General features: G+C 52.3%; 13 protein-coding genes. 8 read left to right on the top strand and 5 right to left on the bottom strand.

Going from position 1 to position 16,320, the window contains the following annotated elements:
• Positions 1 to 129: 129 nt before the first annotated feature.
• Positions 130 to 1,839: a hypothetical protein gene (locus MWU61_RS16875; RefSeq protein ID WP_247129637.1), complete on the bottom strand. Its 1,710-nt coding sequence runs from the start codon at positions 1,837 to 1,839 to the stop codon at positions 130 to 132.
• Between the two features lie 594 nt (positions 1,840 to 2,433).
• Positions 2,434 to 2,925, bottom strand: coding sequence for a MarR family transcriptional regulator (locus MWU61_RS16870; protein ID WP_247129636.1), 492 nt, complete (start codon positions 2,923 to 2,925; stop codon positions 2,434 to 2,436).
• Between the two features lie 161 nt (positions 2,926 to 3,086).
• Here MWU61_RS16870 and MWU61_RS16865 point away from each other — a divergent pair, with 161 nt between their 5' ends.
• From MWU61_RS16865 to MWU61_RS16835, 7 genes are all read left to right on the top strand, one after another.
• Positions 3,087 to 4,112 carry a TRAP transporter substrate-binding protein gene (locus MWU61_RS16865; RefSeq protein ID WP_247129635.1) on the top strand — a complete coding sequence of 342 codons (1,026 nt, stop codon included), beginning with the start codon at positions 3,087 to 3,089 and terminating at the stop codon, positions 4,110 to 4,112.
• Positions 4,113 to 4,216: 104 nt separating this feature from the next.
• Positions 4,217 to 4,609, top strand: a complete 393-nt coding sequence (locus MWU61_RS16860; protein ID WP_247129634.1) for a TRAP transporter small permease — start codon at positions 4,217 to 4,219, stop codon at positions 4,607 to 4,609.
• A gap of 12 nt (positions 4,610 to 4,621) precedes the next feature.
• Entirely contained in the window at positions 4,622 to 5,932 is a 1,311-nt protein-coding gene (locus MWU61_RS16855; RefSeq protein WP_247129633.1) for a TRAP transporter large permease, read from the top strand.
• Between the two features lie 277 nt (positions 5,933 to 6,209).
• Positions 6,210 to 7,391, top strand: coding sequence for a sn-glycerol-3-phosphate ABC transporter ATP-binding protein UgpC (gene ugpC / locus MWU61_RS16850; protein ID WP_247129632.1), 1,182 nt, complete (start codon positions 6,210 to 6,212; stop codon positions 7,389 to 7,391).
• Positions 7,392 to 7,447: 56 nt separating this feature from the next.
• Positions 7,448 to 8,665: an extracellular solute-binding protein gene (locus tag MWU61_RS16845; protein ID WP_247129631.1), complete on the top strand. Its 1,218-nt coding sequence runs from the start codon at positions 7,448 to 7,450 to the stop codon at positions 8,663 to 8,665.
• A 56-nt stretch (positions 8,666 to 8,721) separates the two neighbouring features.
• On the top strand, positions 8,722 to 9,657 hold the full coding sequence (locus tag MWU61_RS16840; protein WP_247129630.1) for a sugar ABC transporter permease: 936 nt from the start codon (positions 8,722 to 8,724) through the stop codon (positions 9,655 to 9,657).
• On the top strand, positions 9,654 to 10,511 hold the full coding sequence (locus tag MWU61_RS16835) for a carbohydrate ABC transporter permease (RefSeq protein WP_247129629.1): 858 nt from the start codon (positions 9,654 to 9,656) through the stop codon (positions 10,509 to 10,511). Before MWU61_RS16840 ends, MWU61_RS16835 begins: the two co-directional genes overlap by 4 nt.
• A 132-nt stretch (positions 10,512 to 10,643) precedes the next feature.
• Here the strand turns inward: MWU61_RS16835 and repC are convergent, their stop codons facing one another.
• From repC to repA, 3 genes are all read right to left on the bottom strand, one after another.
• A complete protein-coding gene (gene repC, locus MWU61_RS16830; protein ID WP_281502230.1) occupies positions 10,644 to 11,636 on the bottom strand; it encodes a plasmid replication protein RepC in 993 nt (330 codons plus the stop codon).
• A 194-nt stretch (positions 11,637 to 11,830) separates the two neighbouring features.
• The gene (gene repB / locus MWU61_RS16825; RefSeq protein WP_247129627.1) at positions 11,831 to 12,784 is read right to left on the bottom strand and encodes a plasmid partitioning protein RepB; all 954 of its coding nucleotides are present in this window, start codon (positions 12,782 to 12,784) and stop codon (positions 11,831 to 11,833) included.
• The gene (gene repA, locus MWU61_RS16820; RefSeq protein WP_247129626.1) at positions 12,785 to 13,969 is read right to left on the bottom strand and encodes a plasmid partitioning protein RepA; all 1,185 of its coding nucleotides are present in this window, start codon (positions 13,967 to 13,969) and stop codon (positions 12,785 to 12,787) included.
• 341 nt (positions 13,970 to 14,310) lie between these two features.
• Here repA and MWU61_RS16815 point away from each other — a divergent pair, with 341 nt between their 5' ends.
• A complete protein-coding gene (locus MWU61_RS16815) occupies positions 14,311 to 16,251 on the top strand; it encodes an ABC transporter substrate-binding protein (RefSeq protein WP_247129625.1) in 1,941 nt (646 codons plus the stop codon).
• The last annotated feature ends 69 nt before the right edge of the window (positions 16,252 to 16,320 follow it).

Here is a 16,320-nt window from a genome sequence, read left to right as displayed (position 1 = left end):
ATCAACTTGCTGACAGTGCTGTGACAGATTCACGAATTTCGAAAAGCGCCGAGTTGCGTGATCTGCATCGGTCGAACAGGTTGTTCGCGTATCTCTTATTCAACGCGCAAAATCAGCAACCACTGCGGGTCAGGCCGCAATTTTCATCATTGTGTGCGAATTCACGAAGTCGGCAATTTTAAAGTACCCGGTCCGGCTATAGTGGTCACTGTCTGTGAACTCGGCCGGTGTTAACAATGTGTCGATATCGATGAAGTGTGCGTTGTGGGTTTCTGCGCAGAACTTTCTACACATGTCATTAAAGGCAATGCGCGGTTTCGGATTACGTTCTGCTTGAGGTCCGTGACGGACGGTCGTCCCGATAATAAAGATCGGCGCATCAGCCCGGCGCAGCACATCCGCGACCTGAAAGCATCGGTGTGTCAGATCAAGACGATCATGAATGTCATAAGGGCGGTGCTGCATTGATTTGGCAAAGCGCATCGCTGTTTTTTGATCGCGCATCAGCTGTTGAAATCTGCGGGGTGGAACGCTGCCAAGAAATTCGCTGCCTGGTTCTTTCCCACGGTATTGGAACAACAAATCGTTGGCGAAAGAGAAATACATCGACAGCAAGATCAGATCGGATGACGCTAAAGACTCGTCCAGCGCCACCATGTCATCGGAACCATAGCCGATAAAATTTTTCTGCGTGAATAGACGATTCAAAACGGGATCACGCTGATTCAGAAAGAACCCGACATCGTCAAAACGAACCAACATACCGTTGTCGTCCGGCTTGTTGACGAATTCATCACGGTCCGTCCCACAGTAGAATGACACCTGTAGCAAGTCACACCCGCCGACCAGACACAGATGTTGCTGCTGTCTTGCCGTCTCGGGGGCATCGAAATCCTTGACGTCCTGGATCCAGTCCACATTTTCATGTGCGTCAATCGGGTTGGCAACTCCGCCAACGGTCCTGAAATCCGGTTCGTTAAGGAACTGCCAAACCCATTGTTCGACCCCCATGTTTAACGTGCGGCATGAAAATGCGAGATGATGCACGACATTGCCAGAATACTTGGCACTGACGCAAAAGAATCCCACGACGCCATAGTCCCCATAACGATCCTGCACTTCGATCAGGCCCGCGTGGACGCCCGCAGTGTTTAGCAACGTTTGCAACTGCGCCTTTTCAGCTGGGGTGTTCGCACGTTTTTTGGTGTAGTTAAGCTGGTTCGTGCGGTTCAGGATTTCATAGACACGGTCCATCTGGTCTTCGACGTCTGTGATCACCTTGACCCTGATGTCGGACTGCCGAAGGAAGTCGATATTCGACAAACCCGTTTCAGCCTGTTCGACCTGCTTTTCTTCCATCACTTTGTATTGCTTAAGACGGCTGTGCGACTTGTCATCCTTGCCTGCCAGTGTAGGCAAATCCATTAACGGCAGGATGTCCTGATTGGCATCAAAGACCATCACGTTCGGATTAAAGAACTGTGCTTCTTCTAAATTGAGGTGATTATCATCGAGAAAGAGCACGTTTTCGTCGCGCAACCCCATCGCAGCAATCATGGCTTTGATCGCTTGGCCCTTCGGCGACCATGCGATGTGTGGGAAAACAAAATAATCCCAAATGTCGAGATCTACCAACGCAGCCTTTGCATCTTCGAAATCGTTCTTGGAACAGATTGAACACATAATCCCGCGATCGACGAGGTCACGGACCATCTGCAAATGCGCCTCGACGGTTGAAATACCTTCCTCCGAAAGCGTACCATTCCAAAGAGTTTCGTCTAGATCCCAAACAACAAGCTTCACTTGGTTCGGAATAGATGCACTCAACGCATGAGCCATTTTAGTCACCGTTCTCATTAGGTTACAGGTCGTAATGCAACTTCTGCGGGACAACTATGGCTTCAAAAAGACAGAAATCCGGCAATTCCGTTGATTTCGGAATCGTGAGAGGGCCGAATTGAACGCAAACTTTTGCCTCATTGGCACAGAAGCCAGAAAAACCAGAAGCGTGCGAATTCGTGTTTTCGACCCATTTCGTTACAACCTTATAAATCAGGGCAAAAAGCTCACCCTGTAAACTACCGCGAAACATGAAGCGTGCGAACGAAACCAACAGCATACGCAAAAATCTTTTCCGATTATTTACACTTGTAACAAAAAATGTCCGCACAAAGTGTGAGCGGTAGAAATACTGCAGTTGATGAGGTTTGATGAGATCTTCTTTAGCGCATGCAAACCTGTCCGCGCGGGCAATCAAGTGTAGAGACACTCGAACCAGCCTGTACCGCATCTGTACCGAAGGTCCGCTATGCGGGACATTTGTTTGATGTCGCAGCTCTACAACGTTGATCGCGGGGGCGAGTCTCTCACTAGCTTGCCCATGATTGCGAAGATCAAATCACATCTTGAAACCTAGGCCACATTTCAGGTGGCCTACCCAGTTGCCTTTTGCATTCGACGTGCATCGTGAGACTTCAGGGCCGCGGAATTCTCGCTGACTTGGGCGACGACTTTGTAGAATGTAGCAAGATCATCAGGATCGATATCGTTCAACAACGCCTTTTCGACCATCATCACTTTTGGCATAAGATCTGCTAGAATACCTTGCCCATCGGCCGTCAGCGACACCAGTTTGCTGCGCTTGTCTTTACGGTTTGAACGTTCGGCGACCCATTTCCGCTGTCGCAACTTCGAGATCGCGCGGCTGACCGTGACCTTATCCATACTTGAGCGCAAAACTATTTCCGCAGCCGTCAAGCAACTGTCCGCACTGAGGATCGCCAAGCAACGCCATTCAGCCGGCGAGACATCGTATTGCGCTTGGTAAACGGCAGCAATTGAAGATGACACGTGAGCATAGAACACCCTTACTTGATAAGGAAAAAACTCGCTGAGTTCGAAGTTTCGGAAATCTCTAGCCATCATGTTTGTCTCGTTTTGTACCTAGTCGGCTTAGCGACCTGCGGATGCTTCGATCAAGTGAATATTTAGTAACAAATGAAACTTTTAATTGACTTAGTTGCAAGTGATACGATTATTGCTGAGAGGTCGGGAGGACCTAAGAATCAATATGGGAGGAACCCGCCATGTCATTTCTGAAGGCGACAAAGTCATTCGTAAGCGGTATCGCTATCGCAAGTAGCCTCGCAATCGCGGGGGCAGCACAGGCCGAAGAGCTAGTCATGTCATCATGGCTACCACCACAACATCCGATTGTTGAAGGCATCATGCAGCCGTGGGCCAATTCAGTTGCTGAAGTAACCGAAGGGCGTGTCACCGTGCGCATGCTAGCCAAGGCGCTTGGGCCACCGCCAGCGCATTATGACCTCGCCGCTGATGGTGTTGCTGACATTACGTATGGGCTGCATTCGTTCACACAAGATGACCGTTTCTTGCGATCACGTCTCGGCGAATTCTCTTTTATCGGCGATACGGCGGAAGACACTTCAGTGGCATATTGGAACACCTATGCAGGTGATCTAGATGCGCAGTCAGAACATGTAGGAACCAAGCTGTTGGGTTTGTTCGTGCACGGCCCCGGCTATTTTCACAATAACCAACGTCAGATTGAAACGATCGATGATTTCACTGGTCTAAAGGTGCGCACGCCTGGTGGGTATATCGCTGACCTTGCCGCTGATTTGGGTATCACCACGCAATTTATGGGCCCGGGCGATGTTTACGAAAAGCTGTCCACAGGCGTTATCGACGGTGTGACGTTTCCGATTGAGGCGCTCAAGGCGTTTAACCTAACTGATCATATAACGCATTCCATGCGTATTCCCGGCGGTATATACAACACCAGCTGGTTCCTCGTCATGAATGAAGACGTTTGGGATGGCATTTCTGGCGAAGACAAAGCCGCAATCGAAGCCGTATCTGGCGAAACGTTCGCGCGTTTGGCGGGTGAACGCTGGGATCTAGCTGACACCGAAGGGGCAGCCTTCGTCGATACTACTGACGTCGTCGTCTATGACGCGCCAGCAGCCGTTGTTGATGCGATCAAAGACCTTGCCGATGGCTACGAAGCAGACTGGGTGGCCGAAGTTGAAGCCACTGGTTTTGACGGTGCCGCCGCACTTGCCGCTATGCGTAGCGCAACAGGGCAGTAACCTTGCAAGTGTCTAACCCAAAAACAACGACTAGCCGGGCGGTAACCGTCTGGCTGGTCATCCAGAATGCGCTCACGTTTTGCGCCGTCATCATCCTGTTTAGCATGATGATGCTCACAAGTGTGGATGTTGTCGCGCGTTACGTATTCAACAGCCCATTACCCGGCGCGTTTGAACTGGTCCAAATCGCACTGGCGACGCTCGTTTATTTGGCAATGCCTGTCGCCACATTTACCGGTAGCCATATCGCAGTGGAACTGCTGCCGTTGCCGAAAAACTCTGTCGTACGGCGATCTTTCGATATCTTTGTGCGATTGGTTTGCGCTGTCACATTTGGCTATATTTCTTGGGAAGTATGGCATCATGCAGGCAAGCTGATGTCCTATGGGCAAGTCACAAATTCGCTCGAAATACCTGTCGCACATGTCGCCTATATCGTGGCCCTTGGTGCCGGAATCAGTGTGATCGCTGCGCTATTTCAAAAGCACCAAAACTAGGAACCACATAAAATGCTGGAAGCTCTGCTAGGCTTTGTCACCCTCTTTGCGCTGGTGCTCGTTCGTGTGCCGATTGCAATCTCAATGATTATCGTTGGCACCGTTGGCTTTGCGCTACTCCGCAGTTGGAAAGCCAGCTTTACCCTGTTGGGTAATACATCTTTTGACACGGTTCTTTCTTTCACATTGGCGGTTATCCCGTTGTTTGTGTTGATGGGGAACCTGCTAACGGTGTCTGGCGTGTCCGGTGCGCTGTTTTCCACAGCGCACCGCGCCCTTTATCGGCTTAAGGGTGGGCTATCGATGGCAACAATCGTGGCTTGTGGCGGTTTTAGCGCGGTTTGCGGATCGTCACTGGCAACCGCTGCGACTATGTCAAAGGTAGCTTTGCCGTCTATGCGCCGCGTTGGCTATGATGATGCATTAGCGAGCGGTTCGATCGCGGCTGGCGGCACATTGGGTATTCTGATACCTCCATCCGTTATCTTGATCATCTACGGCCTGATCACCGAGGCCGACATCGGCAAACTCTTTATCGCAGGCGTATTGCCTGGCTTGGTTGGCGTTAGCTTTTACCTGTTGGCGGTGGCCGTGGTGGTCCGGTTGAAACCGGAGCTCGCACCGCAAGAAACTGAACAGCACCCAATGACCAGCCGCGATTTCTGGGGCGTTATGTCGGTGTTGGGGCTTTTCATCGTGATCATGGTTGGAATCTACGGGGGCTTTTTCACGGCGTCGGAAGCCGCAGCCATTGGCGCACTGACATCCCTAATCATCGCCGTGGCGATGGGCGGCATGACATTCGCGAAGCTATACTCAGCAGGCGAAGACACGATCAAAACGACTGCGATGATTTTCGCTCTGGTCATCGGCGCCGAAATCTTTTCGAACTTCATCAGCTTTGCAGGTTTGCCTGACGCGATCTTGTCATGGGTCACCGCAATGGATGTTGGTCCTTGGACCGTTATGTTCTTTATCATCTTGATGTATCTGGTGCTGGGTGCGGTGCTGGAAAGCCTTTCGATGATCCTGCTCACCGTGCCAATCTTTTTCCCACTAGTGACGTCCCTTGATTTCGGGACGGGCATCCTGTCTGACCCTGAAATGGTCGCGATCTGGTTTGGGATCATCGTCGTTGTCGTAACAGAGATCAGCCTGATATCGCCGCCCATCGGATTGAATGTGTTTGTCCTGAAATCTGTAGTGTCAGATATTTCAATTCGAACGATCTTTCGCGGCGTATTGCCGTTTTGGCTGGCAGATTTAATCCGCCTCACTGTATTGCTGACGTTTCCCTATATCTCTCTCATATTGATACCTTAGGTCTGGGTGGCATCGCGCAGGGCCATGACACCCCTTTCCCAAGTCGTGATCTTCGAACTCAGTGGTTTTCCTGCAGTCCTTTTCCAATGCATTGTTGTTCTCATGAAAGAGTATTTTGCAGGAAATGCTCTTGGGAGAAACCAATATCATATATTATAATGTGATTAAGATAGATTAATTGTTGATTAAAGAAATACTATGTGCATCTTAGGGCCACAAAATCGGTAGCCCTTGGCCCAATTCGCGCGCCTTGCCCTACCCTGCGATGAGGACAACGATGGCGAAGGTAGTTCTAGAAAAGCTCTGCAAATCTTATGATGGCACAGATAAACCCGCGTTGGATGAACTGTCGCTCGACATCGCAGATGGTGAGTTTTTAGTGCTGGTTGGTCCGTCAGGGTGCGGGAAATCCACCGCGCTCAAGATGATCGGCGGATTGGAAGATATCAGCGGCGGCTCAGTGTGGATCGGTGACCAAATGGTCAACGATTTTGCGTCCCGCGACCGCGATATCGCGATGGTGTTCCAATCCTACGCGCTTTATCCGCACATGACGGTTTTCGACAATATCGCCTTCCCGCTTCAGATCGCCAAAGTGCCCAAGGAGGAAATTGCGCAACGGGTGTCCGAGGTCGCCAAGACCTTACAGCTTGAAACCTACCTGACCCGCAAACCGGGCCTTTTATCCGGGGGTCAACGTCAAAGGGTGGCGATGGGCCGTGCGATCATCCGCCGGCCTTCGGTGTTCTTAATGGATGAGCCGCTATCGAACCTTGATGCCAAATTGCGCGTCAAAATGCGCGCCGAAGTTGCCCAAATCCAGCGCGAACTGAAAGTCACGACCATTTACGTCACCCACGATCAGGTCGAAGCGATGACCATGGGCGACCGCGTCGCTTTAATGCGCGGAGGCGTGTTGCAGCAGGTCGCCACACCTGACGTGATGTACCACGACCCTGCGAACACCTTTGTGGCCTCGTTTATCGGATCACCAGCAATGAACCTATTCCACGCGAAGCTGGTGGGGAGCGACACTGGGCTCATGGTGCATATCGGCGGTCAAGCCTTAGCCATCGCGCAAGAAGTGCAGGACAAATACGATCTGATCAAAGACAACATTGGACAAGATATCATCATCGGCATGCGTCCCGAGGACCTCGAAGATGCAAGTCTCAAGCCCGACCACCCCACCAATCAATGCCTGACAGCACCTGTGGCCCTGTTGGAATCGTTGGGTTCTGACCACATGGCCCATGTCAGCTTGTTGGCGGCGGCGGTCACTGTCGGGGAAGACGACGACCTTGAAACCATCGCACTTGATGCGACCGAAAAATCCAGCTGCATCTGCCGGTTCTCATCCCAATCAACAGCCAAGGCCGGTGACACCGTCACCATCGCCGTTGATTGTGCGCGGCTGCATGTCTTTGACGCCAAAACAGGCCAAGCCATGCGCAGCTAACCAGCGAATTTCAAAACGTGGCGGGAGGCCACGTTATCAAACCGGGAGGAAGACAAATGAAACGTCCAATGATCACAGGGCTTTTGGCCAGTGCGATGACCCTAGGCGCGGTCATGCCCGCCTTTGCCGAAGACATCACATTGACGATGTGGCACCAGCATCCTGAATGGAAAGACCGGACCCAAGCCATTCTGGACCTGTTCGAGGAAAGCCACCCCAACATCACCATCGAACTAGAAGAGATCGCAGGCACCAACTATTCGGCGCGCCTGAACACGGCGCTTGCTGCGGGCGAAGCTCCTGACCTGTTCGGCCTACCTGCGGGCCCTGAAACGCTTGCAGCAGCCGAGGCTGGCTATGCCATGGACCTGACGGGCGAACTGGACCTGTCCAGCCTGCGCGATGCGGCGGCTGAGGCCATTGATCAAGACGGGTCTGTCTATGGTGTGCCTATCCTCGGCTCCTATTCCGTTGGGCTGTATTACCACCGCAATATCTTTGACGATCTTGGGCTGACGCCACCATCCAGCCAAGCTGAATTCCTTGCGATGTGCGCATCCTTGAAGGATCAGGGTATCACCCCTCTGATCGTCCCTGCATCTGACGGGATTGTGCCTTCCTTCATGTATATGATGATGACAGCGTCCGTACTGGGTGTAGACGGTTTTGCAGAACTGCGCCGGGGTGAGCGTAAGTTCACAGACCCTGATTTGATCGAAGCGGCGCGATTCTTGCAAGACGTTGGCGAATGCATGCAGCCGGGCGCACTGACCACGCCTTACGTCGAGGGCAAAGCCCTTGCCGCACTCGGCCAAGGTGCAATGATGCCAGGTGGGTCCGGTGACTATGCGGGTTATGTTGAGATCAATCCGGACGTTGACCTTGGAGTTGTTCCCTTCCCCGGTGTAGGTGACAATGCTCCTGCGACGGTGACCGGTCTGGAATACATCTACCTGATCAATTCTGAGACGGAACATGAAGAAGCCGCCAAGACGTTTTTGCAATGGATGCTCGGGAACGACGCCCAACAGTTGGTTGTTGATACGATCATGATGACCACAAACAAAAATGTTGTGCCGTCTGAAAACCGTATCCTCGAAGAATTCGCTGATGCCGCTGCCAGCAATGACATGCGGGTGTTCTACGAATTGCCGGAAACAAGCAACGTTTGGGCCGTCGCGCAACAGAACACTGCTGCGTTGTTCTTGGGCGAAATGACGCCGGAAGATTTCGCCGCTGCCGTACAAGGCGCGGTCGTTCTCTCAACCGAATAATTCCCCGTGTGGGGCGGTTCTGCCGCCCCCACACATTCTTGCCGATGAGGTCCACGATGCAACGCTCAGCAGCCCCCAAACCACCGTCACAATTTTCGCTTACCTACGGGCACCTGTGGTTCGTACTGCCCGGGTTCATTGCGTTCCTCGCTGTCATGCTAGTGCCATTGGCAATCGCATTTGGCATCTCGATGACCAATTGGTCAGGATTGGGCAATGATCTGTCGTTCATTGGCCTCTCAAACTACGCAGAGATCCTGACCTATTGGCCGTTCTATCGCGCCGCATTCCACAACGCGATTATCTTTGCCGCTATCCTTGTTTTTCAACACACAGTCGGGCTGTACCTCGCGGTTCTACTGAACGAAAATCCGCGGTTCATGCAGTTTTACAGGACGGTGCTGTTCTTACCGGTGATCATGTCGCTTGTTGCGACCGGTTTCGTTTGGACGTTGATGCTGTCACCCAACATCGGGCTGATCAATCCGCTTCTGAAGGCTGTCGGGCTTGGTTTCCTGCAAGGTCAGTGGATGTCGAACCCCAGCACTGCGCTGGCCGTCATCATCTTTGTCACCGCCTGGAATTCGATGGGCTGGTCGATCATCATCTACCTGTCCGGCCTGCAAAACGTCCCTAAAGAGTTGAAGCAGGCTGCAGAAATGGACGGCGCGAACAGTCGCCAAGTTTTCTGGCGAGTCGTGTTCCCACAGCTGTCCCCTGCCTTTACGGCGCTGACGGTTCTGACGTTTATTGGCACGTTTCGAACATTTGACGTGGTCTATGTGATCGCTGGACCGCTTGGGGCACCAAACTTTAGCACCGATGTTCTCGGCACCTTGATTTACCGGACAGCTTTTGGCGGGTCGTCATTCTCAAGCGCTGATATCCGGTTTGCCTTCGGGGTTGCGATGGCACTTTTGATGATGGCCATCATGGCAGGCATCTGTTGGGGATTAATCCGCATGCTACGCGGCCGGGAGATCGAAACATGAGCGCGCAACTTCAACGTAGTCAAAGTAACTTTGGTCTGTTCATGGGCAAGACAGCCCGAACAGCCGTTTTGGTCATTGCTTCTATCTGGGTGCTGGGACCGATCTTGTTCATGGTCATCGCGTCGTTCAAATCGGTTCCGGAATTCTTCATTAACCCGTTTGGTCTACCTAAAGAATGGAAGATCGAAAACTACAGTCGAGCATGGACAGATGCATCACTGTCGTTGACCTTGCCCAACACCATCATCGTTACCACCTTGGCGGTCTTGATCAGCACCGTACTGGCGACAATGATTGCTTACGGGTTGAGCCGCAAAGAAAAGAAGTTGGCGATGGGGCTGTATACGCTGTTTGTAGCAGGGCTTCTGGTGCCAGTTCATGCAATCATTCTGCCGCTCTTTATCGTGCTGAAGGCTGTAGGGCTTTTTGGTACGCTATTCGCGTTGATCGTGCCTTATGTGGCCATGGGTTTGCCGCTTGGGGTGCTTGTGTTGACTCCGATCGCAGCCGCCCTGCCCCGTGATCTGATCAGCGCCGCCCGGATGGACGGTGCAACCGAATGGCAAATTTTTTGGCGCATCGTAGTGCCATTGATGAAGCCCGGTTTGATATCGGTCGCCATCCTCAATGGCGTTTGGATGTGGAACGAATTTTTCATCCCACTCATCCTCGCCTTCAAACCAGAGGTCCAGACAATGCCGGTTGGTATCGTTTCCTTCATCGGAGCATATTCCACTGAATGGGGCCTCGTATTTAGTTCCGTGGTGGTTTCAACCTTGCCAGTTGTGATTGCCTATCTGCTGATGACACGTCAGTTCCAATCAGGACTGACAGCGGGTGCTGTGAAAGGCTAAGGTGCGCGGATCCCCCCTGCCCTACTTGAAACGGCCCTATTTTCAGGGATTTTTGAACAATTCGGGCAATCATAAGCGTTAACACGTTGATATAACGTATTTTTTACGATTGTCAGGTGACAACAACGGCCATTAGAGGGCGGTTTCAGGGTTAGGCTGCGTATTTTGGATCAAACGCCTCAAATATCCACCCGGATTGTCAATCGTAGGCAGGCGGTCCAATGTCTGAAAGATCGCGATGACGCTTTTCTTCTTACCTATCTTGGATACAGCTTGTAAGAACACCGCTTGATCGATGCCCATCATCCCCGTGAGTTGGCTAGCAATCTTGAATGCATCGTTCCAGTGTCGCACAGGATCGGGAAAGTAGAGCTTGTATTCTTTGCATTGCTCTAACAGTCGCACCAAAGCTCTGTCGCTTGTTGTGCTATTGTGTTCTTTTTTTTCCACAACCTGATCAGAGCATATTAAAGATTCAGATTGTATGTGCCGCTCATTTTGGTTGTCATGACCGTTCATTTTCGCTGTGGTGACCGTCTCTATCTGACCTTCAAGACGTGCCTTCAGAGCATTCAAAACAGCTTCGTCAGGTTTGCGGCGTAGAATGACGCGGGCCTCTTCTGTGATTTCACATGGCCCATTGTTGCTTAGAAACGTTTCGCGCAGCTGTGCGATGTGGTCACGCAAATTTGCCAGCCGGTCACGTTTTTCACACGCCTGATCCGCGATAGATGCAATGTAAGCTGCATTCTGTGCCAAGGGTGCAAGGTCGAATCCGTAGGCTACCCCTGCCCTGCGCTTGAACCGTTTGCGATTGGCGCTGTCGTGCCGGATGACAACGCCAGCTGCCACAAGCTTGCACAGATGTCGCCGTAAGGTGCTTTCCGGCATGCCATTCAGGCGATGGGACAATGTTTTGTTGGATGGGAAAACTACAGTGCTCAGTGGCTCCGGGTCGATGTCGCGATCGCGGTGAAATGTCAGTAGTGCGCGTAGTACGCTTAATGTGCGGTGGTTCAATTCCAGCGTTTCCGCGCAATCCGTTAAATCTTGCAGCACTTGCCACTTATCAACAAGGGTCACATCGGACGATTGGACAGCAGGTGTCGATCGCCCAAACTGCATTTGGCGTTCATGTTTCATAATAATTTCACGAAAGACAATATTTACCCGTCGCCGCACAGTGATGCGGCGTTGACAGGATGCGCGGTTCGGGGCTATCTCAAAAGTGCGAAGATCGAGAATGGCCTTCCGGGATCAATCCTGGGGGGCTTTTCTTTTATTGTCGGTCTGCTCGTGCCTCTCCTGTTTTTGTTTCATTACTCCGCGTCAGTGGATTTGGTCCATTGGTCGTGAAGGTCTTGCAGCACTGCATCGGCGTTGGCGTTGAACCACGTGTCAAAGCCGTCAGCCGTGCGCGATGGGATGTTCAACGTGACGCCCCGCGTGGTCTGTTTAATATCGGCAAGAGCTTTGCCATCTGCGGTGCGCAGCGTGCGAGGCTTGGTGAGCGCCTTTGCAGGCTTTGGGGCTGCAGCACGTTTCAGCGCGGCCTCAAAACGGTCATTTGATGACAAGGTCGCAAAGTCGGGCGTGCGCATGAAAGCGTCCACGCGGTTCGATGCACCGTCTGCTTCCATCGCCTTGGCCAAAGTCGCCCAGCGGTCGCGCCCAATGCCTGGGGCGGATCCAATGTTACGCAAAAAGGGTAGGGTGAAGGCCGTGCCGATTTTCAACATGCGCGATACCATCGGCAGATCAATCGAAAGCGCCGCAGCAATTGTCTGCCGGTCATATTTCATGTCCTGCAGCTGGGCTGCAAATGATGCCTTTTCGATAAAACTCAGATCCTGCCGCGCGGTGTTTTCTTGACCCTGCGCCATGATCAAAGCGTGGTCATCAAGCTGACGCACCATTGCTTTCACGGGCAGTCCAAGATCTTTCAACGCTTTGAGACGCCTGCGACCATAAACGATTTCATAGTGGCCGTTCTTTGTGGAATGCGGGCGCAAGAGCACAGGCACCTGCTGTCCGTAGGTTTCCAGACTGTCCTTGAGTTGCTTGTGGGCCTCGCCGCTAAAACCTAGTCGGTCTTCAACACCGGCATCTTCGATCAGGTCGGCACTGATTTCTTGGACCGCGTTTTCCTGCAGCTTGCTCAGTGACGATTGCAAGGCACCAACGGTGCCGCGCGATGGGGCAGGGGGCCGTGCCGCCGGTTTGGAACGGGTACCCGTCGGAATGTTACTGCTCAGAATGCCTTTGCGTGCCATCTATCGTCTCCATGCGGTTTGCAGCAACTGTTCGACCTCTTGGCAAACAAGATTGAGTGAATCCACCGCACGGTCGTAGGTGTTGCGGTGAAATTGGCTGCGTTCCACTTCGAAAATGGTTTGTTGGGTCAGGCCTGCATCTGAAATCGCTGTGGATTTCAACATCGGGGCGACCATGACGTCGTCACCGAACAGCTGTCGCAGGAACGCGACGACCTGTTGCTGCGGACCATCGTTCGGTTCGTGGCGATTGATCAGAAACCGCATGAAATCGAACTGCATGTCTGCGCCCGCGTCAGAGACGACATCAAGTAAATCCGCGCTCATTTGTAGGAACTGGGACATTGACGCCACGTCGAGCATATTCGGCACAATCGTAATCAGAACGCCTGTCGACGCACAAAGCGCGGACATCGTCAGGTATCCTAACTGCGGCGGGCAATCGAAGATGATGACATCGTAGTCTTGTTCTACAGTCTGAAGGACGGTTGCCAGCCGTGTAAAGAACGGTGGCTGTACATTTGTACGCAAGGCTTGCGGTGTTTCATGTTCGAATTCCTGCAAAAGCAACCCGCCGGGAGCGAGATCGATACCCGTGAAAAACGTCTTTTGGATAACGTCTGACAAGGGCAGGGGGTCATCATAGCGGATCGCGTCGTAAATCGTTCCGCTTTCGAGAAAGTCGACCTCTGGCCGGTATCCGAAAAGCGTTGTGAGCGATGCCTGCGGATCAATATCGACCACCAAGACCTTGTAGCCCCGCAGGGCGAGCCATTGGGACGTGTGCACAGCACTCGTGGTTTTACCCGATCCACCTTTGAAGTTGAGGAACGATAAGACCTGAACCGGATCATCACCGCGCCGTCCACGCAGATAGGTGCCTTTTGTCTTAGCATTAGACTCTAATATGTCGCGAATCGCTTGGACGTCAGACGCGTGATAAAGCCGTCTTCCGCCTGCAGTAGACTCTACTTCGGGTAGTTTTTCTTCGAAATGTAGCTTGCGTAGGAAACTGGTTGAGATACCAAGAAGATCTGCTGTTTCACCCGCAGTAAACAGGCGCAATTCCTTGCGTGCATCTGGAGCAAAGACCTTGTGCATATGGTCTTCAAGCGCCGCAGCGAGGTGTTCCGCATTCTCACGAATGCGGGTATTAATTTCGATACGCCCCTGTCGCTCAGGCATGGTTGTCCACCGCTGATTTGGTAACGCTTTGCAGCGTCATCTTGTTGTTTAGCGTTTCTATAGCGCAAACTTTGTGGCGCGCGCAACTGATTCCTCTTTCAGGCAAGAGGCGGACGGAAAGTTCGACCAGTTTCACACCATGAATGACAGCATACACTGACCAGTGGCCTCAGGACGTGACGGTGCCGTCTTGAATAGGTGGTAAATTAATTCTTGCATTTTGGATAGGGAAAGAACTACGGTTAATATATTATATTATATCGATAGTATAATTAAAGCGACGGGGAGGTCGCGCTGGCATCATTCATAATGCTGTCACTTATACTAATGGAGGATAAGACATGAGGACTCAGGTTACACTAAAGCGAGCGCTAGCGAGCGGTTCCGCTGCGCTATGCTTGGCTGTTGCGGGCGCGCTGCCCGCGATTGCACAAGACTATCAAGAGGCGCCAGGTCTCGCTGATTTGGTCGCATCGGGTGCATTGCCCGCGATCGAGGACCGGTTGCCAGCCAGCCCAATGGTCCAAGAAACGCTCGACAGTATTGGTGAATATGGCGGGACGTTGCGCCGCGCTATTCTTGGCGGGGGCGACCAGCACAACATGGTCCGCCTTATCAGTAACGAAAACCTGGTACGCTGGAGCGCCGATTGGTCAACGGTCGAAACGAATATCGCCGAAAGCTACACGGTTTCCGAAGATGCGACGACGTTCACGTTCAATCTGCGCGATGGCATGAAGTGGTCTGACGGTGAACCATTCACCGTGGATGACATCATGTTCTGGTACGAAGTGTTTTCCGATGAGCGGCTGACGCCATCGAAACACCCGATGTATACAGGCGCTAGCGGCCCCGTCGAAGTCACAAAGATCGACGAAAATACTGTCGAGTTCAAATTCGGTGAGGCCAATGGATTGTTCTTGCAGAACCTCGCATACGGGTTCGGCTATTACACCGTGAACTATCCGCGCCACTACCTTGAACAGTTCCATGCGGATTACAATTCCGACATTCAGGCGCTTGTTGATGCTGAACCTGCTGCGGCTGATTGGGTGTCATTGTTCAACCTGCGTGCCGGTCCGATGCATACTCCGATCTTCTGGCAGAACGCTGACCGTCCGACGCTACACCCGTGGCACATCGTCGAGGCCTACGGTTCAACCGACCGTATGGTCGCGGAGCGTAACCCGTACTACTGGAAGGTTGACGGCGAGGGGAATCAGCTCCCTTATATTGATCGCGTGACGTGGGATCAGGTCGAAGACCCTGAATCGATCCTACTAAAGGCGTTTAACGGCGAAATCGACTATATGGCGCGTCACATTGGTCGCCCTGCCAACCTTGCAGCGCTGACTGATAATAAGGACCGAGGTCAGTACGGTTTCTATCAGGTTGGCGATATCACCGCATCGCAAGCTGCCTTGATGTTGAACCTGAACAACCCTGATCCGGTTAAGAACGAAATCGTAAACACGTTCGAATTCCGTCAGGCATTGAGCCATTCGATTGACCGTCAGGAGATCATTGATCTGGTCTATCTGGGCGTCGGCAATGCGGTTCAAACATCACCGCATCCATTGTCGCCGCTTTATAACGAAGAATGGTCCACACAATATACGGACTTTGATCCTGATGCAGCAAACGCATTGCTTGACGGTATGGGTCTGGATCGAAAAGACGATGACGGGTTCCGGTTGGGACCCGATGGTGAACGTCTGACTTTGGTATTCCTTGTCGCTGATGTGTTCGGGTTCCAATATCCTGACGTTATGGAACTGGTGTCCGGTTACGCAGCGGACGTTGGTTTGGATATTCAGGTTCGTGCAAGTGATCGGTCACGTCTGCAAGAAGTGGCATCCAACGCTGAACATGACGGCTATATCTGGAACTGTCCGGGCGGTCTGAACGACGCCTATACAAACCCAGATTGCTACCTGCCACGTGGTCAGGCGGTATATTGGGCACCTGAATGGGCTGCATGGGGTGTTGATCCGACAACGGGTACTGAACCACCAGCCAATATCAAAGCTTTGTTCGAAGCATATGAAGGTGTCACTGGGTCTGCTGACCCTGCAGTCCAAGAAACCGCGCTGAAAAGCCTGATTGATCAAGCTGCTGGCCAGCTTTTGACGATCGGCCTGATGCAAAGTGATGGGGCCTATGGGATCGCACGCGAGAATTTGCGCAACTATCCTGACCCGATGCCGATTGCCGGACAGCTTTGGACTCCGGCGCCCTATACGGCACAGTTTTACTTTGAGGGCGGCGATAATCTCCGCTGAAAAGTAGCCCGCGTTCGGCTGCATTTTGTAGCCGGATGCTGAAAGGTAGCAGAGCTTTGTCCATGGTCC

This window comes from Loktanella sp. F6476L, assembly GCF_023015725.1.
Lineage (GTDB): Bacteria > Pseudomonadota > Alphaproteobacteria > Rhodobacterales > Rhodobacteraceae > Yoonia.
This window is presented reverse-complemented; position numbering and strand designations above follow the sequence as displayed.

Coding starts and splice junctions, on each gene's coding strand:
- MWU61_RS16870 (WP_247129636.1), bottom strand. CDS start 2,925: ATGATGGCTAGAGATTTCCGAAACTTCGAACTCAGCGAGTTTTTTCCT.
- MWU61_RS16815 (WP_247129625.1), top strand. CDS start 14,311: ATGAGGACTCAGGTTACACTAAAGCGAGCGCTAGCGAGCGGTTCCGCT.
- MWU61_RS16855 (WP_247129633.1), top strand. CDS start 4,622: ATGCTGGAAGCTCTGCTAGGCTTTGTCACCCTCTTTGCGCTGGTGCTC.
- MWU61_RS16840 (WP_247129630.1), top strand. CDS start 8,722: ATGCAACGCTCAGCAGCCCCCAAACCACCGTCACAATTTTCGCTTACC.
- MWU61_RS16835 (WP_247129629.1), top strand. CDS start 9,654: ATGAGCGCGCAACTTCAACGTAGTCAAAGTAACTTTGGTCTGTTCATG.
- MWU61_RS16860 (WP_247129634.1), top strand. CDS start 4,217: ATGATGATGCTCACAAGTGTGGATGTTGTCGCGCGTTACGTATTCAAC.
- repA (WP_247129626.1), bottom strand. CDS start 13,969: ATGCCTGAGCGACAGGGGCGTATCGAAATTAATACCCGCATTCGTGAG.
- MWU61_RS16865 (WP_247129635.1), top strand. CDS start 3,087: ATGTCATTTCTGAAGGCGACAAAGTCATTCGTAAGCGGTATCGCTATC.
- repB (WP_247129627.1), bottom strand. CDS start 12,784: ATGGCACGCAAAGGCATTCTGAGCAGTAACATTCCGACGGGTACCCGT.
- repC (WP_281502230.1), bottom strand. CDS start 11,636: ATGCAGTTTGGGCGATCGACACCTGCTGTCCAATCGTCCGATGTGACC.
- ugpC (WP_247129632.1), top strand. CDS start 6,210: ATGGCGAAGGTAGTTCTAGAAAAGCTCTGCAAATCTTATGATGGCACA.
- MWU61_RS16875 (WP_247129637.1), bottom strand. CDS start 1,839: ATGGCTCATGCGTTGAGTGCATCTATTCCGAACCAAGTGAAGCTTGTT.
- MWU61_RS16845 (WP_247129631.1), top strand. CDS start 7,448: ATGAAACGTCCAATGATCACAGGGCTTTTGGCCAGTGCGATGACCCTA.